Origin of the sequence: Paenibacillus sp. FSL H8-0332 (assembly GCF_037963835.1) — a bacterium.
In the GTDB taxonomy this organism is placed as follows: domain Bacteria; phylum Bacillota; class Bacilli; order Paenibacillales; family Paenibacillaceae; genus Paenibacillus_AQ; species Paenibacillus_AQ rhizoplanae.
This window is the reverse complement of sequence record NZ_CP150145.1, coordinates 2,029,408-2,056,355: the sequence shown is the minus strand read 5'-3', so window position 1 is coordinate 2,056,355 and position 26,948 is coordinate 2,029,408. Positions and strand designations below refer to the sequence as shown.

The window sequence follows — 26,948 nt, the reverse complement described above, 5'->3', positions numbered from 1 at the left end:
GTTGACTGATCCGGTCCGTTCTATCCGCTTATTATGCGTAACCCTGTCTTTCCCATACCTCGGTCATACTTGAGCGTAGCGGGATTAATGCGACCTCATCGCAGACGGCGGCTGTCCGCTGAGCTGCTTGAAGGCTTTGCTGAAATGAAACTCATCGCTGTATCCGCAGGCGGCCGCAATCTCCTTCAGGGTTAGCCTGGTGTACAGCAGCTGCTTCTTCGCATGCTCATAGCGGATTTCACTTAAATACCCTTTGGGACTCTGATGCAGATATTGCTGAAAAAGACTGCGGACATACGAGGAGGATATGCCGTAGCGCACCGCCAGCTCATGGATCTGCAAGGGTTCACTGTAGCGCCGCTCCAGCTCCTCCTTCACCCGCATGAACAGTTCATAGCCCTGTCCACGGTCTGGATGGCCGCCATCCTTAGCCTGAAATATTTCGTACAAAAGCTCATATAGCAGCGCCTGAGTCTTAAGCTGGCTCCCGGAACTGCCGGGAACAAAATCGCCAGTAATCCGGCGGAACAGCTGACTCAGCGCTCTGCCCGGCTCCCTCCCCGGCTTCAGGTGAAACGGCAAGGGCAATTCATGAAGCGGCTCTACCCTCCCCTGATTGTCCGCAGAAGGCGATAGCGTATACAGCGAGAGCAGAATCATGGTGATGCGCAAAGGCTCCCCGCCTCCGCTGCTCATCTCCATCGACAGTCCCGGCCGCAGATAGAACAGCATGTGCGGCGACACCGGATGCTCCTCTGTGTCTGTCCGGAACACTCCCTCCCCCTCCTGAATCCAGTACAGGCTGTGTACATGTATATTCTGACGGATATCCCTCCAGTGCGGGAAGGTGGTCTTGTCATGAATCCAGTGGATATCCATCACCATATTCTGCGGAATCCCCTCCATTAATAGCTCCTCCGTTTCTCGGCCTGCCATTTACCAGGGATGGGATATTGAAGCGTTTTTGACATGCCAATTCTGTTCATTATACCATGCCACTCCCCTGCATTCATTGCTACACTTAGGACATTAACGGCTGGAATGATGAAGGAGAGAAACCATATGACTGAAACCTTGTCCACTAAGGCACAAGCCGTGGATTACATGCCTTGGATTGGCCTGTCCGAACAAGAACAGCTTCAGCAGGACCGGCACCAGCAGCAGCTTGCTGCCGATTATCCCTGCACCTTCGGGGAAGCCTGCTTCGTCTCGCCGCAAGCCATTGTGCTGCCGGATCAGCTGACCCTCGGCGACCGGAGCTACATTGCCGGAGGTGCAATTGTCCGCAGTACAAGGCTGGTCACAGGCAGCGACTGCTCTATTAACAGCTACAGTATATTGTCAGGCGATATTACCATGGGAAATGGCGTGCGGATTGCTTCCCATGCAAGTCTATACGGCTTCAATCACGGTTATGCCGTGACGGATGTTCCGGTCTTCCGCCAGCCTTTGACAGTCAAGGGCATTGTCATAGGAGATGATGTGTGGATCGGGGCTAATGCCGTGATTCTTGACGGAGTGCGGATCGGCTCGCACAGCATTGTTGCGGCGGGGGCGATAGTAACCCGCGATGTACCGGCGTACAGCATTGTCGGCGGCAATCCGGCCAAGCTGATCCGCAGCCGGCTGGCTGGGGAGGCAGCTGCAACGGCTGAGCCAATGACAGCCAAGGAGGATTCAGTAGTGAGCATTAAGGATAGCATGGAAAGTGAGGCGAGAAGTTTGGGAGAAGATACAGAGTATTCGAAGCAAGGCGCAGGGCCGCGTGCTGGAGATGCCCCCGTTTTCAGGACAATGTATGAGCAGTTGGCGGACTTCAGCAAGCAGGTGCAGGTGCAGCTAACCCCCCTGCTGGAGTTCTACTCCGCAACGATAGAGGGAGAGAAGCTGTTCCGGGACCGGCCGGGAGCGGGGCGGACCGTACGGGCGTACTGCGATGCCGTGGAGATTGCTGCGATGTTCGGCAGTCTGCCGCCCGGCTGGACGAAGGAGGAGTTGCTCGCCACACTAAAGTCGTTCCAGGATAGCCGGACCGGATTATTGCCCGATCCATGGTCGCTGCCCGGACCGGAAGACCGGCCGGAGCTGTTAACCGACCATCTCTCGCGCTATCATCTTCTCGCTGTAGGCTACGCGCTTGAGGTGTTAGGTTCTACTCTGCCCTATCCCGTTGCCGTTGCCGAGAAAATGGATACTGCTACACTGTATCAGCAGCTTAATAGTCTGCCCTGGGCGGACAATGCCTGGGGCGCTGGCGACTGGATTGACTGCTACGCTACCGGCCTGTATCACAACCTGAAGTCCTTCGGCTCCGGCAAGCGCCCGGATGATCTATTTGGCTGGCTGGCGACGCATTGCCGCCGGGACTCCGGGCTGTGGGGTCTGCCTACTGCGAAGGAAGGCTGGCTGCAGCCGGTGAACGGCTTTTACCGGCTTACACGCGCTACCTATGCCCAATTCGGCATGCCCCTGCCGTACCCGGAGCGCAGCATCGATACCGTGCTGGCTCACAGCCGGGACCGCCGCTTCTTCCGCCTGGATGCGCTGAATGCCTGCAACGTGCTGGATGTCGTCCACCCGCTCTGGCTCGTCCAGAAGCAGAGTGATTATCGGCAGGCAGAGATCCGCACCTGGGCGGAGAAGCTGCTCGGCGAAGTTCTGCCCTTCTGGGTTCCCGGACGCGGTTTCGCCTTCCAGCTGTCGCGGCAGCAGGAGACCGGCCTGCAAGGAACCGAGATGTGGCTGAGCATTATCTGTCTGCTGGCGGACCTATGCGGGTTAAGCTCAGCCCTGAGCTACTCCCCTAAGGGAGTGCACCGCCTGGAGCCTGCTTACGCATTATCCGTGGAGTAATGCTGCTAAATAAACCTATTTTACAAACAGAAACGGTACCGTCGCTTTAAAGGACAGTACCGTTTTTTAGATCTATAAGCGCATCATTCACGCTCCCCAATCACTTTCGGCGATTTCAGGGGCACTTTTGCTCCTCATTCGCGCTTTTTACTATTGCCCGAAGCCGACACGCGGACGCTCGCGTTCCTTGGTCTGCACTTCTACCGCCCGGATCGAGGTGATGGGAATGTAGAGGGTCTGATATTCCGTGCTGTATTTCACGAACCGTTCATCCAGTTCCTCCAGTACGCCTCCCTTAACACTCGTACCATCCAAAAAATGAATATGAACTTCCTGTCCCTTCAGCGCTTCCAGCATGTTCTTCCTCTCCTTCGTCTCACAAATGGGTGATGATTGTGTCAATAATTCCGTATTCCAGTGCCTCCTCAGCCGACATGAAGTAATCCCGGTCCATATCCTTCTTCACCTTCTCCGGCGGCTGTCCGGTCCGCAGCGCGGTAATCCCGACAATCTTCTCGCGGATCTGAAGAATACGTCTGGCGCTGATGGCAATGTCGCTTGCCTGCCCCTGCACCCCGCCATGCGGCTGATGGATCATAATTTCGCTGTTCGGCAGGGCGGATCTTTTGCCGGTAGCTCCCGCCAGCAGCAGCAGAGAAGCGAACGAGGCGGCAAAACCGGTGCAAATTGTGCTGACTTGAGGTTTAATTACCTGCATCGTATCATAAATGCCAAAGCCTGCGGTAGTCGAACCTCCAGGGCTGTTAATGAACATCTGGATATCCTTCTGCGGATCATCGGCCGCGAGGAACAACAATTGGGCGATAATGCTGTTGGCCAGCCCATCATCTATCGCCGCACCCACGAATACAATCCGGTCCTTCAGCAGCCGTGAATAGATATCATAGGACCTCTCCCCTCCGGCCGTCTGTTCAATTACGTATGGAATTACACTCATTCTGATATGCCTCCTCGGATCTGGTTTAGTGTGGATACCCTGTAAACGGTCAGCCCGCGCGAAAAGATACGGAAGGCGGAAGCGGTGCGGAAATAGCGGGAGAGCGTATCTTTTACATTGTGCCGTTCGTTTATATAATAGAAGCAACACAACCCATCGAAGGAGAGGGCCGCTATGACGATTCTTGAACATCACCGGACACCGGATACGATAGTTATGGATACAAGACATCTGCAAGAGCTGGGAAAAACACTGCAGCGCTACTGCCTGTCGCTCACCCGCTCCCGCTTCGACGCCGACGATCTGGCGCAGGAGACCTGGGCCAAAGCGCTGGGCTACCGCAAATTCACCATCAGTCCCAATCCCGAAGCCCTGCTGCTGCGGATTGCCAAGAATACCTGGATTGACGAGTCCCGCCGCAAGGGGTCGTTCATTCGCGCCATGGAACGGTCTGGAGCGGCATCAGATCCAGCTTCTGCCGCGGCAGCTTTAGAGGAGCTTTCCGGGCTGGAGCTGACCTTTCAGGCGCTGCTTGCCCATCTTTCGCCGCCGCAACGGACCGCCTGGGTCCTACGCGATGTGCTGGGGTATTCAGCCGCTGAGTCCGCCGGACTCCTGGCAACCACGGAAGGAGCGGTCAAAGCGGCGCTGCACCGTGCACGCCAGGCCTTAGCGAAGGTCAGGGAAGAACTGGCGGAGCATGAGGGTCCGGCTCTTCCGCAGGATGCTGATTACCAGGGTTATCTGCAGGCGCTGGCTGAGGCCTATGAGCAAGGGCAGATTCCAGTATTGCTGGAGCTGCTACGCCAGGAGAATGCAGGGGAGGTAACCGCTGCTGTAAGCACCCTTACCGTACAGGCCGTATATTCAGACAATGTAAGATATTCCAACAGCTATGGAAGCCCTGCAACCTATGAGCTGCGGATGGCTGCCTAATGCTGATTTAATAAGGATTTAATGACTACTTTTGGAGCGGCGGCTTACAATAGGACAGGAGAGTGATCCCATGAAGAAGGTGCTTGTGCTTGGAGGAACGAGATTTTTCGGCAAAAGACTGGTGGAGCTGCTGCTCCAGGACCAGGGCAGCGAGGTCACCATTCTCACCCGGGGCCTAACCGAGGATACCTTCGGTGAGCGTGTCACCCGGCTGGCTGTGGACCGGACGGATGAAGCGGCGCTTGAGCGGGCTGCCTTGGATACCGTGTGGGATATCGTCTACGATAACATTTGCTACACGCCGGATGAGGCTGCGGCGGCTGTGCGGATCTGGGCGGGGCGGGCCAAGCGGTATATCCTGACTTCCAGCTTATCGGTGTACGATCCACAGCCGGAGGCGCTGGCTGAAACGGACTTCGATCCTTGGCATTATCCGCTGAAGTCCGGCGGGAAGGCAGAGATCAGTTACCAGGAAGGCAAAAGGCAAGCCGAAGCGATTCTGCTTCAGACAGCCGATTTCCCGGTGGCTGCGGTACGTTTTCCGATTGTGCTGGGCCCGGATGATTATACGCGCCGGTTGCATTTTCACATTAAGCATGTTCTGGCGGGTCAACCGATTGGCATCCCTAATCCGCAAGCGGAGATCTCGTTCATCCGTTCGGACGAAGCGGCTGATTTCCTGCATTGGCTGGGCCGGGAGGGCTCAGCCGTCACCGGGCCGGTGAACGCCTGCTCTGATGGCACCCTCACCATTAGCGCCGTTATCTCCATCATCGAGCAGATCACCGAAAGGACGGCTACCGTCCAGAGTGAGGCGGCGGAAGCAGACCAATCGCCTTTTGGCATCGGAGCATCCTGGTTCATGGATACGGCAAAAGCCCGCAGCGCGGGCTTCAGCTTCCTATCCTTATCAGAGTGGTTCCCGGAGCTGGTCTCGTCGCTGACCCATTCACTTCGCCAGGACCAGTAAGTCCTCCGCCAGCTCTTTGGAGATTTCTTGCTGCGGTTCGTTAACAAGTATACTCAGGCCGGGCGCAGGCTTATCCTGCACCGGTATTCCCACAGGCAGGGGCCGGTGAATTCCGGCTTCTGCCTTTTTTTCTGTCTGTGCCGTCAGCTCGGTATGGATCTTCCGCTGTAGCTCGACCTGGACTTCCCCTTCTGGCTCTGCGTACAGCTTCTTTTCGGATTCCTGCACCACCCCGCGAACCGTTGTACCTGCATGTGCTAAACTTGCATTTGAATCTGAAGCTGAAACTGGGTCTGGTTCTAGCTCAGACGCTGCTTCCAGCTCAAATTCGGCCTCAGCAGTCTCCGATATTTTGAACACATTGATCTCCCGGAACAGCCGCTGCGAGATTTCATTAATCTCCCCGGCCTGTCTTGCGATGTCCCCGATGGCCTGATCCTGCTGGGTGCTGGAAGCGTTAACCTCCTGAACCCCGGCCGCCGTCTGCTCAGCTACAGCCGCAACAGAATGTACAGATTCGGCCAGCTGCGAATTGAGGGTCCGGGTCTGTTCCACCTTATTGTGAATTTGCCCGATCTGTGTACTGATGCCTGTAATCGATTCGTCGATAGCGGCGAAGGAAGCCAGGGTCTGTTCCACCTGATGGTCCTGCTGCTCCAGACGGTCCCGGGTCTCCATCATATGTCCCTGGAAATCCGCCATACCGGCCCCAAGCTCCTGAATAATCCTGCTGATATGCACCGAGGAATCATTCGTCTGTATGGACAACTGCCGCACTTCATCGGCAATCACGGCGAAGCCTTTGCCTGCTGCCCCCGCCCTGGCAGCTTCAATCGCTGCGTTCAGTGAGAGAATATTCGTCTGCTTCGAGATTTCGGTGATCGAATGGGTAATACGCGAGATATCCTTGGACTGGCTCACCAGCTTGTCCAGCGCCCCGTAGACCTTGCTGATGGACACCCGAGAATCCTGGGAGCTCTGGCGCAGCGCCGTAACGGTCTCCGAGCCCTGCTGCCTGTTCCGGTTAGCGGCTTCACTCGTAGTCAGCATGACATCCGTATAATCGGTAATCTCCTGAACCCCGCAGGCCAGCTCCTCCAGCAGCTGTGAGCTCTGCTCCGACTGGACAGCCTGCTGGTCTGCTCCAAGCGAAATCTCCTGGATGGTTCTGACAATATTCTGGTTCGTATGCGCTGTTACTGCCGAAGACTCTTGAAAAGATTGCGCATAATCGGCAAGCGAGCCTGCCGCTGACAAGGTCTGCCGCAGCATCCCCTGTACCCTGCCGACCATATGGTCGAAATGATGGCTCAGCTGTCCAAGCTCGTCATTATACGGGGAGTTAATCTGCTGCCGGAGATCGCCCTCCGCGATCTGTCTGAGCGCCGCCTGGAGCCTGCGCACTGGTGACAGGAACGAGCGGATCAGCAGCCAGGCGAGCACCAGCATGAACAGGAACACCCCGGCAGCGGCATAGGTTACGACCGAAACGGTATCATCCAGCAGCGCGAAGGAGATATTCTGCGCCTGTCCGGCATTTTTGGCAGCAGCGGTGTACAGCTCCCCGTTCGTCTTCAGCATGTCCTGATTCAATGCGAGCGCCTTCGTATGTATAACATCGCTTCTCTCCAACACACTTAGCGGGTCCAGGGTCTCGTCCGACAACACGGTTACCAGTTCCTGCGTTAGTTCCCCATATGCTTCTGTCTGGTCAGCCAGAAGTCCGAGCAACTTGAAGGCAGGCGTGCCCTGCTCAAAATTCACCTTGGCGAGCTCGGCAGACAACTGCCGCTGCTTCTCCTGTAAAGGTTCTGCCTGCTCCAGATCGCTGGACTCAGCGAATGAAGTCTCTGCCCGGTTCAGCTCCTGGAGCTGCTGGGTGATGGTTGAGACGGTGATTCTATTCTCCATTTCGCTCTTCTGCCGTTCCATGGATCGCTCCACCTGATTAATCTTATGTCCCTGGTACACAGCCACCCCCAGAAAAATGAGTGTAATGGCCGAGAAACTTAAAATCAGCTTCCATTTCATCGAAAAGTGCAGCGGGTTCCCCTTCAAAAGTATCATCCCTTCATATCAAGCCTGATTATGCAATAGGTATATTATGCTAATAACTTCATTGTAAAAGCCGGATATTAATTACTCTCTCAAGTTGTGTATGCGGAGCGTAAAGAATATGTTGCGAAAGTGTTAACAAAGCGCCAAAATTTAAGTAAATCGTAGGATTGGATGAAGAAATGTGGGGATGGGCAGCGGCCGGAAGTCCAAATGTTCACCGCAGTGACGAGGAAGCTTCAAGTTCAAAGCTTAAGTGTTGCACAAATTGCAACTTTGATTCATGGATACTGGTGGAATGGCAGGATTGTTGTATAAAATGCAGGAATTCTCGCCGCCTAGCCACTTCGAGTAGAGGGAATGCTGTCATTTGTGCAACAATTCCGGATTGGCGTTATTTTATTGAAGGAGAAGTTGCTTAATGTGCAGGATTTCGATCGGCAGAGAGCTGACAGAGAACCGGAAGCAGAAGACAGAGGGGAATGAACCGTATCTATGAGTAACGAAAACAGGCTTGCAGCTGCAACTAGAGAAGATTTGAGAAATTGGCTGCTGGTGAACAGCACGGCGGAAGGTTGTTGCTGGGTAGAGGTAAGTATGAAGCCGCTCCCGGATACACTGCTGTACCTGGACGCCGTAGAAGAAGCGCTGTGCTTCGGCTGGATTGACGGGGTGAAGAAGGTGAACGCTGAAGGCAAGCTGATGCAACGGCTGTCTCCACGCAGCAAGCGGAGTTCATGGACGGAGCTTAATAAGGAGCGTGTCCGCCGCCTTGAGAAGCTGGGGCTGATGCGCGACGAGGGACGGCGATGCCTGCCTGATATGGATGTCGAAGCTTTTCGAATCGATCCCGTGATTGAACAGAGATTGAAGGCGGACGAGCAGGTGTATCGCCATTTCCTGGCCTTCCCGGCGCTGTATCAGCGGGTGCGGATCGACACCATTCAGAGCTATATCCATGAGCCTGAGCTGTTCGAACGCAGATTGGACAAATTCATAGAGAATACTAGAGTTAACAAAATGTACGGCCAATGGCATGACAACGGGCGTCTGCTGGAGGATTAGTTCGGTTGGAATAAGTGTGGGGATATGTGATGGGTGCATTGAAAGTAACTGGGGGTTGCTCTGCATGATGGATAATACATGACGGAGATTACATAATGGATATTAGTTGGAAAAACGTATCTTATTCCAAGGTCATTTGGAGCATCTGCGGAAATTAATTGGATTTATGACATTTATTTTCGTGAAAACTCCCTCTATGGCTCTGATGCCAGCATATTAAGTGCCTTTTTTCCAACTATGACAGGATGTGGCCCCTTCCGCCCCTGAACAAGTGCCTGAAATCCAACTGTTTCCTGAGGAAGGGGCTGAGGTTGAAGATGAGGCTGGTGCTGATACTCGCACTGACGCTGAGACTAATTGCAAATGTTAGTTGATACTGATGCAGCTACTGGTCTAGGCGCAGACGTTGACGCTTGTGCGGACATAGTGTGGATGCTAGTGCGGGTGTATGCGGAAAACCGAATACATTATGCTACGCGAAGGTAATCGGGGCAAATGTATGCGGAAAACCGAATACATTTACTGTTAATGTTACTGGCGTGGTGCAGACGCTGGCGCAACAGCCATACCCATGCCCAGCCCATGCCGCTCCCGCCCTCTGTAATCGCTCAATTTGAGCGATTCACTTCCATATCATAACAGGCCCCCGTAACCGGGGCCTGTCTTCATTCTGCCGCCGCTTCACTCACTCCCGGCGGTACACCCAGCCGCCGGCCTGGCACAGCGCCGTCAGCGCAAGCCCGGCGGCGCCGGTGCGGCGGATCAGCGCCAGATCCGCCGGCGCTCCTGCGGCCAGGCCCGCGGCCGCAGGCAGGGCCATGAAGCCTGCCGGATGCACGGACGCCATGTCCCAGGCGTCCGGCAGGCTGGCCAGGCCCGCGGCGCTAAGGCGCGCGATGTGGCGCAGCAGCATCTGCGCCGAACCCGCCAGCAGCCCGGGCTCGCCGGCGAGATGCAGCCGGCCCGCCGGGGTCAGCACGACACGGCCGCCGACCGGCGTGTCATAGCTGCCGGGCGCAAGCCCGGCCAGGGCAACGGCATCGCTGACCAGCAGTGCCCGCTGGCCCTTGACCTTCATCGCCACCTTCAGCACCTCATCCGGGAGGTGGAAGCCGTCGGCGATCAACGTGCACCACAGCGCCTCTTCGGCGAGCTGGGTCCACAGATAGTTCGGATGGCGCGGCAGCATGGCATGGGCGCCATTGCCCAGATGCGTGGACAGCCGCGCTCCGGCGGCAACCGCTCCGGCAATCTGCGCGGCATCCGCTGACGTATGCCCGATGGAGACCATCACTCCCTGCCGTACGCAGTGGCGGATGAATTCCGCGCTCCCCTCCCATTCGGGGGACAGCGTCACAATGGAGATGCGTCCGCCCGCCGCCGCCTGCCACTGATCGAACAAGGCCGTGTCCGGCGGACGGATATGCTCCAGCGCATGTGCCCCGCGCGGCCCGTCTTCCGGCGAGAGAAACGGGCCTTCCAGATGGATGCCCTTGATCGTCGCAGCGCTGGCATCATCCTCCTCACAGGCCCGGGCAATCGCCCGCATCGCTCCGAGAATGGTATACGGAGCGCCGGTAATTACAGTCGGGTAGAAGCCGGTTACCCCCTCCTTCCATACAGCGCGGACAGCCTCCTTAACGACCGCTGCGCTCAGCGCCGGATGGTTGAAGTCATATCCGCCGTAGCCGTTGATCTGCAGATCGACTAGACCCGGTGCAACAATTGGTAGCCCCTCTCGTTCCTCCAGCGGCAGCTCCCGTATGCCCAAGGCTTCAATGGCAGCGATCGCCCCATCCTCCACGTGAACCCGGACCGGTTCGCCTGTCCGGTAATGCAGTGCGTCAATGTTCATGAGAAGACCGCCCCGAAGGAGTCGGTGTCCACAAACATCCGGCAATCCCCATGCTCCCGCAAGATGGTGGACGGACATGCTGTAGAGATAGATTCATGCAGTGTGCGGGTAACCGCACCGCGCTTGGAAGCGCCCGGCACCATGCAGAACAGCCATTGCGCGGACAGCAGGACCGGAATCGTCAGCGTCAAGGCCTGCCGCGGCACTTCTGCCAGGCTGGGGAAGCATCCGTCATTGACCTGCTGGTTCCGGCAGACCTCATCCAGCACCACCAGCTTCACAGGAAGCGGGTCATTGAAGTCGGCCACGGGCGGATCATTGAACGCCAGGTGGCCATTCTCCCCAATGCCGAGGCAGACTATATCTATTGGCGCTTCCGCCAGCAGCCGTCCGTAACGCTTAGCTTCGGCTTCCGCACCGGCTGCTGGATTCAGATAATGGACCGTTCCCGGCGAGACCTTGCCGAACAGCGCCTCCCGGAGGAAGGTGCCGAAGCTCTGCGGCGAGCCTTCCGGCAGGCCGACATATTCATCCATATGAAATGCGGTAATCCGGCTCCAGTCCAGCTCCGGCGCAGCAGCAAGCTCCGCAAGGAATTCATTCTGGGAGGGTGCAGCGGCGAACACGATCCGCACCTGTGCCTTGGAGGCCAGCAGCGCCCGGATGGCCGCCGCCGCCTCACGCCCGGCAGCAGCTCCGAGCTGTGAGCGGTTCTCGTATACGCGGACAAGCATGGCACCTGACAGTTCTGTATGAATCGGTTTGATCTTCAGCATGGGTAGTGCCTCCTTGTGCCTGATGTCTGTGCGGACCGGTTGCCTTCCTCCCCCCGGAACTCTCCGGGTGTAGTTCCTGTATGCAGCTTGAAGAGCTTCGTGAAATAGCTTTTATTCTCATATCCAAGCTGCTCGGCAACCTGCTCCACACTCTGTGAAGACTGGTCCAGCCATTCCTTGGCCTGCTCCATTTTGGTATGGGTAACATAGTGGATGAAGCTCATTCCGGTTTCTTTTTTGAACAGCCGGCTGAAATAGCTCGAATTCAAATGCGTGTATTCCGCCACCTCCTCCAGGGTGATTTTACGGTTCAGATGGCGGTCAACATACTGCTTCACCTTCTTGATCTCATCCCGGCGGGTCTCCTGATACATCTCGCGGATCACCGGCAGGCGTTCGTTGAAGAATTGTAGGGACCATTCCTCCAGATGATCCATATGATCAATCGCCGTCAGGGTATCATGCAGCAGCTCCAGGGAAAAGGTGGACTGGAATTGCTGGCGGGCCATCAGCCGCATCTGGTTATCGTAGAGCAGCTTGAGCATCCACTCCTTCACCTGGCGCGGCGCATACCGTCTGGCACGGATGGTATCCATCCATTTCGACAGCAAGGCCGCAAGCCTGTCGGCCGCTTCCTCCAGGAAGGCCTCACGGATCTCCTGCGAGGCTTCGGCATAATGGAGGAACAGATCCTCCTCCGTGAACGGCGGGAGCGTCTTCAGACTGCTCAGCTCGCCCGGCTCTAGATAGAAGGCATATTCACGGCCTTGACTAAGCAGCTCAATGATCCCTTCCCGGAAATGCCCGCCGCCCGCCGGTATACACAAATATTGAAAGGAAGCCGTAACCCCCGGCAGCGCTTGAATGGCGGAACGCAGCCTGCCGAGCATAGAGATATGACCTGAGTCCGCGCCATTGCCCATCCCGCCGCTGAAGACGAGCACACAATCGCGCCCGCTGTAGGGCAGGCATACGGCAGCGGTGTCCTCTTGCCGCACAGCTTCGGCGGCGGATTCCACCCATGACATTAGCGCGAGCTCCTCCGCTTCGTTCTCCCCGGCGTTGCCGCTGATCCGGCAGAGCACGGCTACATGGGCCGTGAGATCCGGCATAATCCCCAGCTCGGCGGCATCCGCCCGCCATTCGCTGTCCGGCAGCTCCCGGGCAGCCATGCGCCGCAGCACACTTTGCTTCAGCAGCACCTTCTGGTTCTCGGCCATGCTTTTCCACTTCAGCGTCTGGGCTTTGTCGGCATCCCGGCGGCGCAGATCATCTCCCAGCTCCCGCAGCAGCCCGGTAATCAGCTCGCGGCTGATCATCTCCTTCAGGATATAGTCGCTCACCATCAGCTTCACCGCCTGCTGGGCGTACGTGAAGTCATCCATGCAGGACAGTACCACCACACGCAGCTCTTCGCTGCGCTGCTTCAGCTCACGGATCAGCTCCAGACCATCCATATAGGGCATACCAATATCCGTAATGACAATATCGGGCATACCGGCCTGCGCTTTCTCCAGGGCAATCAGACCATTCTTGCAGGCAGAATGCAGCGTTAATCCAAGCTCGTCCCAAGGGATCACCGCCGAGAGAAAGTCCAGTACCGGCTGATCATCATCCACCAGCATTACGCTATACATCGCTTCCACGCTCCCTTTCATAGCCTTGATCCGGAATCTCTTCAGGCAGCCCGAACCGGAAGGTTGTCCCTTGTCCGGGCAGGCTGTCAATCGTGATCTGGAAGGCAGCACCGTAAGTCAGATACAGCCGCTCATAGACATTGGACATTCCGATATGGGCCAGTCTGCTGGACGGCATCGCTTCCTTCTCTTGCCATTCAGAGCTTAACTCGGCACGCAGGCGGCCTAGGGTCGCCTCATCCATTCCCTGCCCGTTGTCTTCGATCTCGATCAGCAGCCGGTGATCCTGCGTCCGGGTCCGGATCAGAATACGTCCGCTCTCCTGATGCAGCCCATGAATGTAGGCATTCTCGATGACCGGCTGCAGCAGGAACCGGGGGATCTTCACGCCAAGACTCTCCGAGGTGCAGTCTGTATCCAGCGTAACCTCCTCGGACTGGCGGAAATTCAGCAGCTCCACATAACTCCTGACAATATGCAGCTCATCATGCAGAGTCGTGTACTCGTCCCGCTGTTGAATAGTCATCCGCAGCAGCCGGGAGAGTGAGAACAGCAGCTCCGCATTCTCCTCATCACCGCGCATTATGATGCGCAGGCGGATCGAATTCAGAATATTGAACAGGAAATGGGGATTGATCTGCGATTGCAGCATCGCCAGCTCGGCCTTGCGCTTCTGTGCCTGCTCCACCTTGATCTGGATAATCATCCGCTCCACCCGGTCCAGCATATGGTCGAAGGACTTGCCCAGCCGTCCGATCTCATCATAGCCGCGAACGCCTGAGCGGATGCCCAGCTCTCCCCGGTCCACCCGTGCCGCCACCTGATCCAGCCGGATCACCGGCTTCGTGAACTGCCGGACCAGCAGAACCAGGATCAGCAGGAAGAAGGCGCCCGATACGATCTGCACGGCACTGCTCCAGCGGTGGGTCGCACTGATCTGGCTCACGGCCTCGCGGTATGGCGCCAGGCTGACAATCCGGTAATTCCCGTAAGGAATCTCCAGGCTGCTCAGCAGATATTGCTCGCCCCGGTAATCCATGAACCCGGAATCCGCCGAATGCTTCACAGCATCCATAAGCGCGAACGGCTGGCCCAGCCGGGTCTTGTCCCTGGAGGCAAGGACGGTTCCGTCAGGCGCAATCAGCAGTGTCTCCTGCCCCTGCCGGCTGTCATTAAAAATCTGGCTGATCCGGCTCTCGGCAATACTGATGATCAATGTTGCATAGGTTGAATCGGAGGACAGCTTGAGATTCCTGGCAATAGTCAGCACCTGCGGGCTGCTTGGGGCAGCGGTCGGGATATAGTTGGCAAGCACACCCGCCCAATACAGCTCGAAGGCAGGCTGCTGGCGGGCTTGTTCCATCCAGGGCTGCTTCAGCAGTGCGCCGACATCCAGCTTGGCGTAAGCATAGTTTGAATAATATTGTCCATCAGAGGTGAGGACGGTGACGAACGTTTTTTCCATCATGGAGGTGACGCTGATCAGCTTGTCCGTAACCTCTTTGAAATCGAGAATGTGCTTGGCGGTATCAGGCTCGTGCAGCTTATTGCGCTGCCAGTTTTCTTTGAGAATAAGGGTGATTCCGGGGTCGAACTGGATATAATTCGCCACCAGCACCATATTGCTGAGAAGGTTAGAGATATATAGGCTCTCCTGCTCCAGCGAACGGCGTTCATTCTGAATCACCTGGGAGCGGAGGATATGCTCGGTGTAGGAATTGGAGATATACAAAGTAATAGAGGCGGGAAGCAGCAGACAGAGCAGAGAAGCGACGAGCAGCTTATTGCGAAAACCGAGTCTCCATCCTCTAGGCAGCAATGGCAATCCCCCTTCACAATCAGACTATCGTTTTCTATGCCTCTATCATATCAGCTTTCCGCCTCCAGCAGCTCATTTCAATCTATTATTTCGGGTAAAAAAGGGCTATTCCGAGCTTCCAATTTTTACTTGTTGGCATCTACAATCTTCTGCAGCTCAGCCTGTGCTTTGCTGATCGTAGTCTCCAGATCCTGCTGTTTCAGGATGTACAGCTCGGTTTCTTTGGTAAAGGCTGTCTCCAGCTCGCCCTGATAGGTCGGCGGCACGCTGAGCGGTGCGGGCTTGGCATTCTTGATTACATAGGCCAGTGAGGTCTCGTCAATATTGTCGGGGCTGATCGCACCTGATTTGACACCTGCAATGAACTTGTCCACATCCTGCTTCTTCCATGCGGAATATACATTCTGCATCTGCTCGCCCTCCGTGGAGTACCAGCGGATGAAATCATAGGCTTCCTGCTGATGGCCCGACTTCTCCAGAATGCCTACATAGTTGCCGTTGGCAATGCTGACTCCCGCAGGTTGTCCGGCAGTGTTAGACGGCATCGGAGCGAACGCGGTGGTGAAGGTCGCCGGGAATTCTTCCGAGCCGCCTGCTTCGCCGATCATCCAGTTGCCCGTTACGATCATCGCGGCATGTCCGGTGAAGAATTCCGAGCGGTAAGCGAGCTTCTGGGAGATGGTGTCGGCATACGGCACCGCTACTCCCGATGCCTCTGCCTTGTTACGCAGCTCCAGCGATTGACGGATACCCGCACTGTCGATATTCACGACACCATTGTTGACCAGATTATTGTCCTTCTCCTGGTTAATGATTCCCAGCTCCCAGTACATGGCCCAGGTATGGAAATACGTACCGAAGGTCTTGGACGGCCCGGTGCCGCTGGTCAGCTTGGCTGCGTAATCAAGATAATCGTCCCAGCTCCATTCGGTGGGAACGGCTAAGCCTGCCGCATCCAGCTTGTCCTTGTTCAGCAGGACGAAATAATTCTCCAGCGTATCCGGCAGGGCATACACTTTACCGTCAACGGACGGATCAACCGTATACTCGTCTGTCAGCGTGATGCCTTCCTTGCTGATCAGGTCATTCAGCGGAGCCAGCAGTCCGAGTCCGGCACGCTGTGAATAGTCGGTGGCCCCCGGCATGAAGACCACATCCAGGTTCTCGCCGGATGCGACGAGCAGATCCAGCTTCTTCATCCCGGCCACCGAATCACCGTTGTCAGCCAGCTCCACGTATTCCAGGGTAACTCCCGGATGGGAATCCTCGTACGCCTGCAGAATCGGTTCCATATCGGCCGCAGGCGACCAGTTGGCGACCTTGATCGTTACCGCTTCTGCGGAAGGTGCGGCACTCTCCCCCGCCTCCGGCGCAGCCGTACTGCCAGAAGTCGGAGTTGCGCCATTCGTGTTGTTTGAATTGCCGCAGCCCGCCAGAGCTACCAGAAGCACGATGATCCATACCAGAGCGAACACATTCTTTTTCATAACTAACACCCCTTCTAATGTGGTCTACAGTTCCATGCAGTTCTCATGCACATCCTGACCGTCCTATCCGCCCGCCTGCCTTCCGGTTATGCAGCTTCCGGGAACTTGCCAGCCCTCACCCCTTCACCCCCCCCAAGGAAATACCTTCGATCACCTGTTTCTGCCCGAGGATGAACACGACCAGCAGCGGGACAATCGCCGAGACCGAAGCCGCCATGATGAGCGAATAGAAGGCCCCGTTACGGTCAGCGAAGGCATTCATGCCCAGCTGAAGTGTATAGAGGGTCTTGCTGTTCAGGAAGACCAGCGGCGTCTGGAAGTCATTCCAGGTCCAGATGAACCGCAGAATCGCATAAGTGGCAATCGCGGGCCGGACCAGCGGGAACAGAATCGAGAGGAAGATACGGATATGTCCCGCGCCGTCGATCTGCGCCGATTCGATGTACTCATTCGAGAGTGAGGCGAAAAACTGGCGGAGCAGAAAGGTACCCAGCACGCTGAACCCGCCCAGCAGAATCAGCCCCAGATGCGTATCGTACAGGCCGGTGGAGCGGAAGATAATGAACAGCGGCACCAGCGTAGCTTCCGCAGGAATCATATAAGTCGCCAGCACCACTACGAACAGTGCATTTCTGCCGGGAAAGCGGATTTTGGTGAAGCCGTAGGCCGCCATACTGGACACCGCTACGGAGAGAAGTGTCGTGAGCGCCGTGACTTTAATCGAGTTCCAGTAATACAGGGTGAAGTTGGCTTTGCCGAACCAGACGGAATGATAGTTGAACGCCGCCCTCCATGTCTGCGGAATCCATTCAATCGGATACTTAAATACATCGGCCTCAGGCTTGAGCGAAGCGGACAGCATCCATATAAAAGGGAGCAGAAACACAATGCCCAGCAGTGCCATGATCAGGGTGATGATGGCTTTTCCCCAGTCCAGATTGCCTATTCTCACAGGTATGTGCCTCCCTTATCTAGTAATTGACCCAATAACGCTGTCCCAGCCACTGCAGGCCGGTAATGGCAAGCACGATGACGAACAGAATCATGACCATGGATGAAGCATAACCGGTCTGAAGATCGACGAATGCGGTCTGGTACATGTCGTACACAACGACAGAAGTAGAGTTAGCCGGTCCGCCGTCCGTCAGCACCTTGACCAGGGCGAAGGATTTGAAATTGCCGATAATGCCGGTCACGAGCAGGAAAAAGGTCGTCGGCGTCAGCAGCGGAAAGGTAATGGAGCGGAACTGGGCGAACTTCGACGCGCCGTCTATCGTCGCCGCTTCATACAGATCGGCTGGAATATTCTTGATCCCGGCAATGTAGATAATCAGCGAGACCCCGAGGTCAATCCAGATCATCAGCAGCATGACCGATGGAAGCGCATACGTCGGATCGGCCAGCCATTTGGGCGGATTATCCACCCCGAGCGCCGACAGGAATCCGTTGACCGGACCGTACGAAGGATGGAAGAGTACCTGCCACACTACCGCCACAGCCACTACACTGGATATCTGGGGCATGAAGTAGATGACCTTGAAGGCACCCGGCGCATATACATGACTCGTGATAATTACCCCAAGGATCAGCGCGATCGCCATCCCGACGGGTACGGCCAGCAGCATAATGAAGTTATTGCCCAGTGACTTCAGGAACACCTCATCCTGAAACAGCTGACGGAAGTTATCCAGGCCGCTCCAGCGGATCTTATCGAAGCCGGTGACAAACGACCATTTGGTGAAGCTGAGCATGAAGGAGAATATCATCGGAATCAGTGTGAATACCAGTACCCCAAGCAGCATGGGACCTGTGAAAAAGTAGCCCATCCCCGCTTCGATCCGTTTTCTTTTTCTGCTGCCGGCGGTTGGTTTATTATGGGACTGCGGTAAGGTAACTGACGTCTTCAAAGGCTCTGTCCCCCCTCTTGCGTGATCTTATCTCTCATTATAGAAAAGCAAAGAATTTTACATAAGCTACGATCCTGACCCGTTCAGAAAAATTTTTACCTGCCGCTGCTCCAATTTACGATCTGTAGGCTCTATGACATCCTGCTTGCCAAATCAGTCAAAAACGGTGCGGATTTGCGCAAAATAGTTGATTTACTTGGTTTGCCCGCTTTGTTATCTTCTAGGCAAGCACACACGGGCTTATACTTATAAACTTTTAGGAGGAACCCAGATGAACGTTAAGTCAGATATTATGTCCGCTTATATGGAAAGTATTGTAGAGCTGCTGAATGAGATACGGAGCGAACCCAAGGACAAGCTGCAGCAGGTAGCGGAGCTGCTCGCGGATCATATTGCGCAGGACAAGCTGGTCTACCTCTACGGTCCGGGCGGCCATTCCAATATGAATGCAACCGAGGTTTTCTTCCGCGCCGGGGGGCTGATGCATATCAGCGCCATATTAGATGAAGGCACGATGATCTCGAACGGCGCCCTGCGCTCGATGGCGGTGGAACGCACTCCCGGCTACGGAACGCTTGTTATTGAAGACAACCGGCTGGGACAAGGCGATATTCTGATCCTTGCCAATGCTTACGGCATTAACACGGCCTGTGTCGATGCTGCCCTGGAAGCACGGCGCCGGGGAGTGACCACGATTGCCGTTACTTCGGTCGGCCATGCCGAAGCTACGCCCAAGGGGCATATTGCCCGCCACCCGTCAGGGCAGAATCTGTATGAGCTGTGCGACTACGTCCTGGACAGCAAGGTGAAGCCCGGTGACGCTGCCCTGCATATTGACGGGATTGAACCGAAGATGGGTTCAACCTCCACCTTCGCCAACGCTTTTCTGCTCAATTCCCTGATGATGACTACAGCGGCCTGTCTCGGAGCGAAAGGGATCGAGGTGCCGGTCTGGCGCAGCGGCAACGCTCCCGGCGGGGATGAGTGGAATAACCGCTTCATTGAACGCTTCAAGGGCCGGGTCCGCTGGCTATGAACCTTCAGCTGATTCCAGAGCCTCAGGTGGTGCAGAGCCGGGGACCGGAACCGGTCAGCGGTATTCGCGGCTGGACGGTGCAGCTTCAGCTTCCCATGAAGGATGTCCGGCTGCTCACGGCCGCGCAAAGGATATTCGCAGAGGTGACGGTGCGTACTGTGCATGACGGCAGCGGTGTATTCTCTCTGGTCACGGAGGGAACCCCGCTCAACCCGCTGCTGGCCCGGCGGGTTGAGGGCAAGCATGACGGCTACGTGCTGATTACAGACACGGACCGGATCGAGCTGTATGCGCTCAGCGCGTCCGGACTGTTCTACGGGCTGAAGACGCTGGAGCAGCTGTTAACCTCCGGCGAAGGCACGGTGCCTGCACTTACGGTTGCAGACTGGGCGGAGCTGAAGCTGCGCAGCGATTATCTCGATCTGCGCACGGTCTATCCGACCTATGAGCATATCCTGGAGTATATCGCGGAGCTGGCCGATTATAAGATCAATACACTGGTCATCGAATATGAAGACAAGCTGCCCTTCCGTAAGCTGGGCTTCCTGCGCCATCCTGAGCTTGCCTTCACAGAAGAAGAACACCAGCGGCTGCTGAAGACCGCTCATGACCACTTCGTCACCGTGATTCCGAAGCAGCAGTCCTTCGGCCATCTGGAATATATTCTGAAGCATCCGGCTTATATCGGCCTGCGCGAGGTCCCGGAGACGGTCTCGGAGCTGTGTCCGCACCGCCCAGGCTCCTTCGAGATGATGGCCGGCATTCTGGAAGAAGTGGCTGCCCTTCATCCCCACAGCGACTATCTTCACCTGGGCTGTGATGAGGTCTGGACCCTTGGCACCTGCGAGGACTGCAAGCGGTCCGGGCTTACCCCGGAGGCTTCGTTCATCCGCTTCGTCAATCAATTGGCGGAGAAGACGGTCAGCCTTGGCAAGCAGCCGATGATCTGGCATGATATGATCATGCACGCTACTGCGGAAGAGATTGCGGCGCTAGACAAACGGATTGTGGTCGTCGTCTGGATCTATGGCGGTCACCGGATGAAGGCCGATGCCCGGCTGATTCTCCATAAGCTGCGGGATGCGGGCATTGAGACCCTCGGCGCTTCCTCTGTCCGCTGCTGGGATGATAACGGGGACCAGAATTATCCGGTCATCCATAACCGGGTCAAGAATGTGCTGGACTGGATTGAGCTCGCCCGCTCCGAGCAGCTCGGCGGTATTATTCATACGAATTGGGGCTGCCCGTTCTCGCTGGGCAGTCCTTACGGGCTGTTCGAGACCTCGCGTTATCCGGCCTTCCTGGCCGCAGAGCAGAGCTGGAATGCCGGGGCAGATCTCTCTACCTTCCTGGTCCGGTTTCTGCACCGCTTCCACGGACTGCCCGCCGCTCCCCTTAGCGGGGAAGAATGGGCGGATTATGCGGTAACCGACTATTATGCCCTGATCCCTCAGCTGCTGCCGGAGGTGAGGAAGAACCGCTTGACCGCCGAGCTGATCGACGCGATGATCCAGTATGAGATTCCGGCGCAGCGCCGTTCCCCGCTGCATACCTTCCTCTTCCGGGGCGCAATGTCACCGGGCAGTGAGGAAGTGCTGACCTTCCTCCGGGACAAATACAGGAGCGGATACGGAGATCTGCGGAGAGCCAAGCTAAGAATGCAGACCGTGCTTGCCGAACTGCTTCCGCCGCAGATGGCGGAGCTGTTCATCCGCTCCCGGTTCTACCGGCCGGAGCTGTTTGAAGCGGACCTGCATGCCATGATTACCGATCTTGAGATCATAGAACAGAAAGCGGGGGATAGCTGATGCCTGATATGCTTGTGAAGCTATATGATCTGCCGGACAACGGGTCGCTGCTGGAGCGTCTGCGGGGACAAGGCATTGTTATTAAACGGGCGATGACCGGAGATAAGCAGGCCATTGTCGATTTTGTCGGCCGCCATTTCACGGAGAGCTGGCGGAATGAATGCGAGGTAGCCTTCGCCCATCTGCCCGTCCACTGCTATATCGCCGTGAAGCAGGGCGAGGTGATCGGCTTCGCCTGTCACGAGGTTGTAGTGAAGAACTTCTTCGGCCCGACCGGTGTACTGGACGAGTACCGGGGGCTGGGCATCGGGAAGGCCCTGCTGCTGGAATGCCTGTCCGCGATGCACCAGAACGGCTACGGCTACGCCATCATAGGCTGGGTCGAGGACGCACTGGCCTTCTATGAGAAGACCGTCGGTGCGATAGCGATCCCTGACTCTTTTCCCGGGGTATTCCGCGACTTGATCAAACTGGGCTGAATCCGGCCCCGATACAGCACAACAGCGGCACCCCGGGGCTTAACCGTCCCGGGGTGCCGCTGTTTTTGTTGAGCATATACCCATCAATATATAGTCGGCACCATCCCTCCATCCATGCGGATAGGAGAACCTTTAAAGGCCGCCGCATAAGGACTGCATACAAAGGCAGCCAGCCTGCCGATTTCCACCGGCTTAATGAAGCGCTGTAATTCAGATTGCGGCAGATTGGCCGCCATGAATTTCTGCTCTTTTTCTGCAAAAGTTAAATTTTCGTCAGGATACATACCCTCAATGATGTGATGCACTTTTTCTGAGAGTGTAGGCCCGGGCATGATGGTATTCACAGTAACTTCTGTTCCTGCTGTCCCTTTAGAGATACTTTTGGACAGGGACAGCAGCATGGATTTGGTCATCGCATATTGTGGCATTTGTCCTGAGGGCATGACCGCCTCTTCGCTCGCAATGAAGATCACACGGCCATAATTCCTGCTCAACATTCCAGGTAAATATAATTTCGTCAATCCGTTTGCAGCAAGCACATTCGTGCGGAAATACTTCTCCCAGATATCATCGTCCACTTCCTCATACTGCATCAATTCATAAATGCCCATACTGTTGATCAGAATATCGACGCTGGGGAATTGGGCGAATACGGCTTGTCTTTGTTCAGGGTCAGCCATATCGGCGGCAGCATTCTGAGGAGTGGTGGCCGGGTAATTCAGCTTCAATTCACGGACAGTCTGTTCTACCTCTTCCCTATTCCGTCCATTGACCAAGACGTTGACGCCTTCTTTGGCAAGCTCTATGGCGATAGCTTTTCCTATACCCTTCGTTGATCCTGTAACTAGTGCTGTTGTGTTGTGTAATCCCATCTCCATAATGCACTTCTCCTTATTCATTCCTTGTTGTGTTGCGGATAGTGATTATATTATCTCGTTGGGATCGTTTAGTAACTAGCACCTTACGCCAAGCTTCTTGCCGGACACGCCAAAAAATACAGCTCCCCTCAGCAGCATTCCGGTGTTCAACTATTCAGGTGTTCCGCACGCCACTGTGAAGGCGTAACCCCTTCCCAGTGGCGGAAGCCACGGAAGAAAGAGTTCTGATCATCATACCCGATGAGATATGCCACCTCGTTAAGCTCAAGCGAAGGATTGGCCAAGTACCTTCGTGCCTGCTCATGTCTGACTTGTGTCAAAAGCTGCTTGAAGGTCGTATTCTCGCCAGTCAGCCGGCGCTGCAAGGTCCGCCCGCTCATAGCAAGCTCCTTCGCAACCGTCTGGAGGTCGGGGCTTCCGCCTGCGAGACTGTGTGCAATAATCACCCTGACCCTCCCGGATACAGAGAAGCTGCCAAGCTGTTCATCGAGTGAGCGGTCCAGTGCGGGAGCAAGGATCTCCAGCAGTTCTTCGTTATACGAAACAAAGGGAAGGTCCAGCTGGCTTGACAGCAGCGTCAACCGGTTATACTTCCCGCCTGTTTGGATCGCGCAGCCGAAATAAGCTTCGAGCACTTGTTCATCGCCCATGGAGTGGACAAATTCGGCTGCCTGCGCCTGCAAGGGCCGCCCGGTCCCCTTTCTTCCCAGCTCCAAGAGAAAAGCCAGCGTGATCCCCGCCAGCACCGGCGGACCGGGCTGCCCTGTATCCCCCCACTCCAGTTCAATGGTGCACTGCCCGTTCTCTTCCGTCATCCGCAGGCTTTCGGGCGGACACATCTGTTTGTACCTGACCATGCGGTGCAGGGCATCGCGGTAGTCGCGGGCGTGATAAGTCGCCAATACGGCGGGAGGATACTGTGCGGTGTCAAAGGCAGCCGCAAGCCTGGTGATGCCTGGTGCAAGGTCCCCGGCGAGCTCGGAATACGCCTGCCAGATGGCGAAATATTGGGCAGTGGTAACTGTGGCTTCTGTTGTTATGGTTACAGGGAGCTGTGCCATGCGGGCTACGTCGGTTGCAGCAATCCCCAGGCGGCTTATTCCTGTCCAGAATCCCGGAGGCATTTTAACGCGTTCAGAGGGACGGGACTTCATAGGTGGGCCTCCTTTTGCCAGTTGCATATTACAGTGTTATGGTTGTCTTAAGGCCTTATAAGAATACTCTTGTGCCCGTAATCATGTCTACCTTAATGTACAGCAATGGTACTTCTCTGCCTAATTTCACACATATTTCTTATTTTGTTTTAACATATAGGGATTAATGGATTCAGATCATCACTGCACGGTGTTCATCATAACTAGTAGGAGGATCAATCATGCCTAATATCTGGATGCATATTGAATTCGGCCAGCAGCTGGCCGTAGAATTCAGCAGCCGTTTCCCGTGTCTCCAGCTGCTGGAACAACAGCAGCGGCTCTATAATCTCGGCTGTCAGGGTCCGGATTTCCTGCTGTATCACAGCTTTCTTCCATGGAGAATAGATACCGGGGCACTTCATCTCGGAGACCAGATGCATACGCAGAGCTGCGGGCCTGTACTTGTTGATTTCTGGGAGGCTGCCCGGAGACTTGAAGGAAGTGAAGCGGCTCAGGCCCAGCTCTATTTCCTCGGTTTCCTGACCCATCATCTGCTGGACCGTAACCTGCATCCCTATATTAACTGGAAGGCAGGCTATAAGTACCGTGCCCATCAGCGGTTTGAGATTGACCTGGATACTTTGTATATGAAGCGGCTGCACGGGATGAACACCTGGCAGCACGCTGCCTGGGCCACAATCGACACAGGTGCCCGGCTGCCTGAGCCGGTTCATCGCATTCTTCACGCTACGGCCCTTAAGCATTACCCGGAGGCGATGGCCCGGTTGCCCGCAGAGATCTGGCAGAGCTCATACCGCGATATGGTGCTGGCTCAGAAATGCCTCTATGATCCGAAGGGCTGGAAGAAGGCTATTACCTGGGGCAGGACCCGCCGGCTGTTCTCACGGAAGCTCACTGCCCGTGAGGAACGGCTGGATTATCTCAATGAGCGGCACTCCCGGTGGCGGCATCCGGCGCTATATTCCGAGGTGCGGACGGAATCTGTGTGGGAGCTGTGGGACGAGGCTCTTGCAGAAGGGCGGGCTGTACTCGGCGCGCTTGCCGATTGGCTGGACTGTACGGAGGACTCCGCTGCGCCAAGCCGCAAGCTCGGGCAGTTCACACTGGCACTGGGCAACCGTTCTTACGATACCGGCAAGGACTGCAGCATGAACCTGCAGAACCAATACGCTGAGCCCATTTGGACAAGTATCCCGAGCGGTTGAACGCGGTGAACCGGCAGCCAATCTGGAGTCTCGCTTCACGCCTCACCTCTTTTTCCGGCTGAATCCGCTGGATGGATCTATCCGATTGGAGGCCAACGCTAGCAGCCAGTTTCTAGTAGCTAGTAGACAGCGCCCAGCAGCCAGCAATCAGTAAGTGGAATTATGTATCTTAATCCTGCGATTTCTGTCCGATGTACGGCAACAAGTGGAAAAATGGCATCTACTCACATTGGTTTTTGCTACTTGGGATGAAATCTGCTTATTTAAGTGCTGTTTCTCCAACTGCTGTTACCGCAGGGGCCTTTCGCTCCCTAATAAGTGTAGAAAATCCAACTGCTGGTCCACCTCCCCACGGCTACTCCTCCATGCAGCTAATCACAAAAACGCCCGGTTGCCCGGGCGCTCAGCATAATCCATACATTATCCTTCTGTCAGACAGCATTCCAGCTTACAGCGGATCATTCGGAAGAATCTCCGGCGGGGCCGGCGGCACCATATCCGGCTTCTCCGGCGGGACGATCTCGGGATGCTTCTCCGGCACAATCTCCGGCGGGATCACAACCGGCTCCGGGAGGATATCCGGCTTCACATCGGGGACAACCTTCGGCGGAACCTCTGGCGGCAGATCTTTGCTCATATCCTTATACCTCCTTCATTCCTGATACCTCATGTATACCCGTTCCGCTCCTCCCTTAACCTTGTTGCCCTTGTCCTCCCTGATTCTCTCTGGTCCTCCCAGCAAATTTCCCTCTTCATGCAAGATATTTAACCTGCGGTTGATCTCCAAGTAATAGTTGGTTGTTAAGATCAAGGCAACAAGATTACTGGGAGGGATACCGATGCGTCTGGCTCTATTCACGGACACCTTTCTTCCGCAGACCAATGGCGTTGCCCGTACACTCGGCCGGCTGACCGGCCACCTGCACCGCCGGGGAATCGATCATCTGCTGTTCACACCAAAATCCGCCCCGGAGAGCAGCTACCCCGATCCTGTCAGACCCGTGGCCAGCATCCCCTTTTTCCTCTATCCCGAGTGCAGGCTGGCTCTGCCCGGCATGTCCTCCATGCAGAGTGAACTGACTGCGTTCGCCCCTGACCTGCTCCATCTCGCCACCCCGTTCAATATCGGCTTAACCGGCCTCCGGTATGCCCGCAAGCAGCAGCTCCCCCATGTCGCCTCCTATCACACCCACTTCGACCGTTACCTCGAATATTACAAAATGAGAAGAATCCTCCCGCTCTACTGGAAATACATGAAGTGGTATCACCGGTCCTGCGATGCCGTCCTGGCCCCTTCCCGCGAGACCCTAACCAGCTTGCGCATGGAGGGCTTCACCCGGCTGCGTCTGTGGTCCAGAGGCGTGGACTGCACACTCTACTCGCCGGAGAGACGAAGCGAAGAGACCAGGGAGCGTTACGGCAAGGGTGCAGCGCTGATGATGCTCTATGTTGGACGGATTGCCCCGGAAAAAGATCTCACTACACTCCTTCAGGCTATGCAGCTCCTGCCGGAGTCCGTGTGTTCAAAGGTTCAGCTGGTAATTGTCGGCGATGGCCCGCTGCTGCCTGAGCTTAAATCGCAGGCACAGGAGAATGTCACCTTCACCGGTGCCAGACACGGCGAAGAGCTGGCAGAGCTGTACGCCTCCGCCGATCTGTTCGTCTTCCCCTCCTGCACGGAGACCTTCGGCAACGTCGTGCTTGAAGCCATGGCGTCGGGGCTTCCCGTGATCGCCGCTGATGCAGGCGGAACGCGGGAGCTGATCGCACCCGGTGTCACCGGCATGTTGTTTGAGCCGCGCAGCCCGGCAGCCATGGCAGAGCAGATCTGTACTGCCGCCGCCGGGCACCTGCTGCGGAGTGCAATGGGCCGCGAAGGTAGGCGCCAAGCTCTCCAGCGTTCCTGGGAGCAGACTTTTGACAGACTGATTAAGGATTATGAAGAGGTCATCGAGCGCCGCAGTATCAAGAATGAAGCAGGGATTTACACCGCCTGATCCGCTGTCTGCCCGCCTATGAAGACTAAGCATTCCTGGGACCACGGGAGTGCTTTTTTCCATTGTTCAC

General features: G+C 56.0%; 23 protein-coding genes. 9 read left to right on the top strand and 14 right to left on the bottom strand.

What is annotated here, in order from left to right; translation table 11 throughout:
* Positions 1-84 precede the first annotated feature (84 nt).
* Positions 85-906 (bottom strand): AraC family transcriptional regulator, encoded by an 822-nt coding sequence (locus NST43_RS08880; protein ID WP_339223846.1) that lies wholly within the window; start codon positions 904-906, stop codon positions 85-87.
* Between the two features lie 156 nt (positions 907-1,062).
* Between NST43_RS08880 and NST43_RS08875 the strand changes: the two genes are divergently transcribed.
* Positions 1,063-2,853: an acyltransferase gene (locus tag NST43_RS08875; RefSeq protein WP_339223845.1), complete on the top strand. Its 1,791-nt coding sequence runs from the start codon at positions 1,063-1,065 to the stop codon at positions 2,851-2,853.
* Between the two features lie 150 nt (positions 2,854-3,003).
* On the opposite strand, the gene NST43_RS08870 is transcribed toward NST43_RS08875, so the two are convergent.
* Entirely contained in the window at positions 3,004-3,210 is a 207-nt protein-coding gene (locus NST43_RS08870; protein WP_339223843.1) for a hypothetical protein, read from the bottom strand.
* Positions 3,211-3,229: 19 nt separating this feature from the next.
* Positions 3,230-3,811, bottom strand: a complete 582-nt coding sequence (locus NST43_RS08865) for an ATP-dependent Clp protease proteolytic subunit (RefSeq protein WP_339223841.1) — start codon at positions 3,809-3,811, stop codon at positions 3,230-3,232.
* 174 nt (positions 3,812-3,985) lie between these two features.
* On the opposite strand from NST43_RS08865, the gene NST43_RS08860 reads away from it, so the two are divergent.
* Positions 3,986-4,747: an RNA polymerase sigma factor gene (locus NST43_RS08860; RefSeq protein ID WP_339223839.1), complete on the top strand. Its 762-nt coding sequence runs from the start codon at positions 3,986-3,988 to the stop codon at positions 4,745-4,747.
* Between the two features lie 70 nt (positions 4,748-4,817).
* Positions 4,818-5,717, top strand: a complete 900-nt coding sequence (locus NST43_RS08855) for an NAD-dependent epimerase/dehydratase family protein (protein WP_339223838.1) — start codon at positions 4,818-4,820, stop codon at positions 5,715-5,717.
* On the opposite strand, the gene NST43_RS08850 is transcribed toward NST43_RS08855, so the two are convergent.
* Complete coding sequence (locus tag NST43_RS08850; protein WP_339223836.1) at positions 5,697-7,748, bottom strand: methyl-accepting chemotaxis protein; 2,052 nt, start codon at positions 7,746-7,748, stop codon at positions 5,697-5,699. The two genes, NST43_RS08855 and NST43_RS08850, sit on opposite strands and share 21 nt — an antisense overlap.
* A 519-nt stretch (positions 7,749-8,267) precedes the next feature.
* Here NST43_RS08850 and NST43_RS08845 point away from each other — a divergent pair.
* The gene (locus NST43_RS08845; RefSeq protein WP_339223834.1) at positions 8,268-8,837 is read left to right on the top strand and encodes a YdeI/OmpD-associated family protein; all 570 of its coding nucleotides are present in this window, start codon (positions 8,268-8,270) and stop codon (positions 8,835-8,837) included.
* A 685-nt stretch (positions 8,838-9,522) separates the two neighbouring features.
* Here the strand turns inward: NST43_RS08845 and NST43_RS08840 are convergent.
* From NST43_RS08840 to NST43_RS08810, 7 genes are all read right to left on the bottom strand, one after another.
* Positions 9,523-10,692 carry an amidohydrolase family protein gene (locus tag NST43_RS08840; protein ID WP_339223832.1) on the bottom strand — a complete coding sequence of 390 codons (1,170 nt, stop codon included), beginning with the start codon at positions 10,690-10,692 and terminating at the stop codon, positions 9,523-9,525.
* Positions 10,689-11,468, bottom strand: coding sequence for a glucosamine-6-phosphate deaminase (locus NST43_RS08835; RefSeq protein ID WP_339223831.1), 780 nt, complete (start codon positions 11,466-11,468; stop codon positions 10,689-10,691). Before NST43_RS08835 ends, NST43_RS08840 begins: the two co-directional genes overlap by 4 nt.
* Positions 11,462-13,105 (bottom strand): helix-turn-helix domain-containing protein, encoded by a 1,644-nt coding sequence (locus NST43_RS08830; RefSeq protein WP_339223829.1) that lies wholly within the window; start codon positions 13,103-13,105, stop codon positions 11,462-11,464. Before NST43_RS08830 ends, NST43_RS08835 begins: the two co-directional genes overlap by 7 nt.
* The gene (locus NST43_RS08825; protein WP_339223827.1) at positions 13,098-14,924 is read right to left on the bottom strand and encodes a histidine kinase; all 1,827 of its coding nucleotides are present in this window, start codon (positions 14,922-14,924) and stop codon (positions 13,098-13,100) included. The genes NST43_RS08830 and NST43_RS08825 overlap by 8 nt, the downstream gene beginning before the upstream one ends.
* A gap of 125 nt (positions 14,925-15,049) precedes the next feature.
* The gene (locus NST43_RS08820; protein ID WP_339223825.1) at positions 15,050-16,411 is read right to left on the bottom strand and encodes an extracellular solute-binding protein; all 1,362 of its coding nucleotides are present in this window, start codon (positions 16,409-16,411) and stop codon (positions 15,050-15,052) included.
* 115 nt (positions 16,412-16,526) lie between these two features.
* Positions 16,527-17,315 carry a carbohydrate ABC transporter permease gene (locus NST43_RS08815; protein WP_173139144.1) on the bottom strand — a complete coding sequence of 263 codons (789 nt, stop codon included), beginning with the start codon at positions 17,313-17,315 and terminating at the stop codon, positions 16,527-16,529.
* A 67-nt stretch (positions 17,316-17,382) separates the two neighbouring features.
* A complete protein-coding gene (locus NST43_RS08810; protein ID WP_339223823.1) occupies positions 17,383-18,318 on the bottom strand; it encodes a sugar ABC transporter permease in 936 nt (311 codons plus the stop codon).
* A gap of 271 nt (positions 18,319-18,589) precedes the next feature.
* On the opposite strand from NST43_RS08810, the gene NST43_RS08805 reads away from it, so the two are divergent.
* The 3 genes from NST43_RS08805 to NST43_RS08795 are packed head-to-tail and all read left to right on the top strand — an operon-like array spanning position 18,590 to position 21,641.
* On the top strand, positions 18,590-19,354 hold the full coding sequence (locus tag NST43_RS08805; RefSeq protein ID WP_339223821.1) for an SIS domain-containing protein: 765 nt from the start codon (positions 18,590-18,592) through the stop codon (positions 19,352-19,354).
* On the top strand, positions 19,351-21,162 hold the full coding sequence (locus NST43_RS08800) for a family 20 glycosylhydrolase (RefSeq protein WP_339223819.1): 1,812 nt from the start codon (positions 19,351-19,353) through the stop codon (positions 21,160-21,162). Before NST43_RS08805 ends, NST43_RS08800 begins: the two co-directional genes overlap by 4 nt.
* On the top strand, positions 21,162-21,641 hold the full coding sequence (locus tag NST43_RS08795; protein ID WP_339223817.1) for a GNAT family N-acetyltransferase: 480 nt from the start codon (positions 21,162-21,164) through the stop codon (positions 21,639-21,641). Before NST43_RS08800 ends, NST43_RS08795 begins: the two co-directional genes overlap by 1 nt.
* An 83-nt stretch (positions 21,642-21,724) precedes the next feature.
* On the opposite strand, the gene NST43_RS08790 is transcribed toward NST43_RS08795, so the two are convergent.
* Both NST43_RS08790 and NST43_RS08785 read right to left on the bottom strand, forming a co-directional pair.
* Positions 21,725-22,519 carry an SDR family oxidoreductase gene (locus NST43_RS08790; RefSeq protein ID WP_173139028.1) on the bottom strand — a complete coding sequence of 265 codons (795 nt, stop codon included), beginning with the start codon at positions 22,517-22,519 and terminating at the stop codon, positions 21,725-21,727.
* Between the two features lie 146 nt (positions 22,520-22,665).
* A complete protein-coding gene (locus tag NST43_RS08785; RefSeq protein WP_339223814.1) occupies positions 22,666-23,673 on the bottom strand; it encodes a helix-turn-helix domain-containing protein in 1,008 nt (335 codons plus the stop codon).
* Between the two features lie 221 nt (positions 23,674-23,894).
* On the opposite strand from NST43_RS08785, the gene NST43_RS08780 reads away from it, so the two are divergent.
* The gene (locus NST43_RS08780) at positions 23,895-24,881 is read left to right on the top strand and encodes a zinc dependent phospholipase C family protein (RefSeq protein WP_339223813.1); all 987 of its coding nucleotides are present in this window, start codon (positions 23,895-23,897) and stop codon (positions 24,879-24,881) included.
* A 448-nt stretch (positions 24,882-25,329) separates the two neighbouring features.
* On the opposite strand, the gene NST43_RS08775 is transcribed toward NST43_RS08780, so the two are convergent.
* Positions 25,330-25,518 carry a hypothetical protein gene (locus NST43_RS08775; protein WP_339223811.1) on the bottom strand — a complete coding sequence of 63 codons (189 nt, stop codon included), beginning with the start codon at positions 25,516-25,518 and terminating at the stop codon, positions 25,330-25,332.
* Positions 25,519-25,720: 202 nt separating this feature from the next.
* On the opposite strand from NST43_RS08775, the gene NST43_RS08770 reads away from it, so the two are divergent.
* On the top strand, positions 25,721-26,878 hold the full coding sequence (locus NST43_RS08770) for a glycosyltransferase family 1 protein (RefSeq protein WP_339223809.1): 1,158 nt from the start codon (positions 25,721-25,723) through the stop codon (positions 26,876-26,878).
* Positions 26,879-26,948 lie beyond the last annotated feature (70 nt).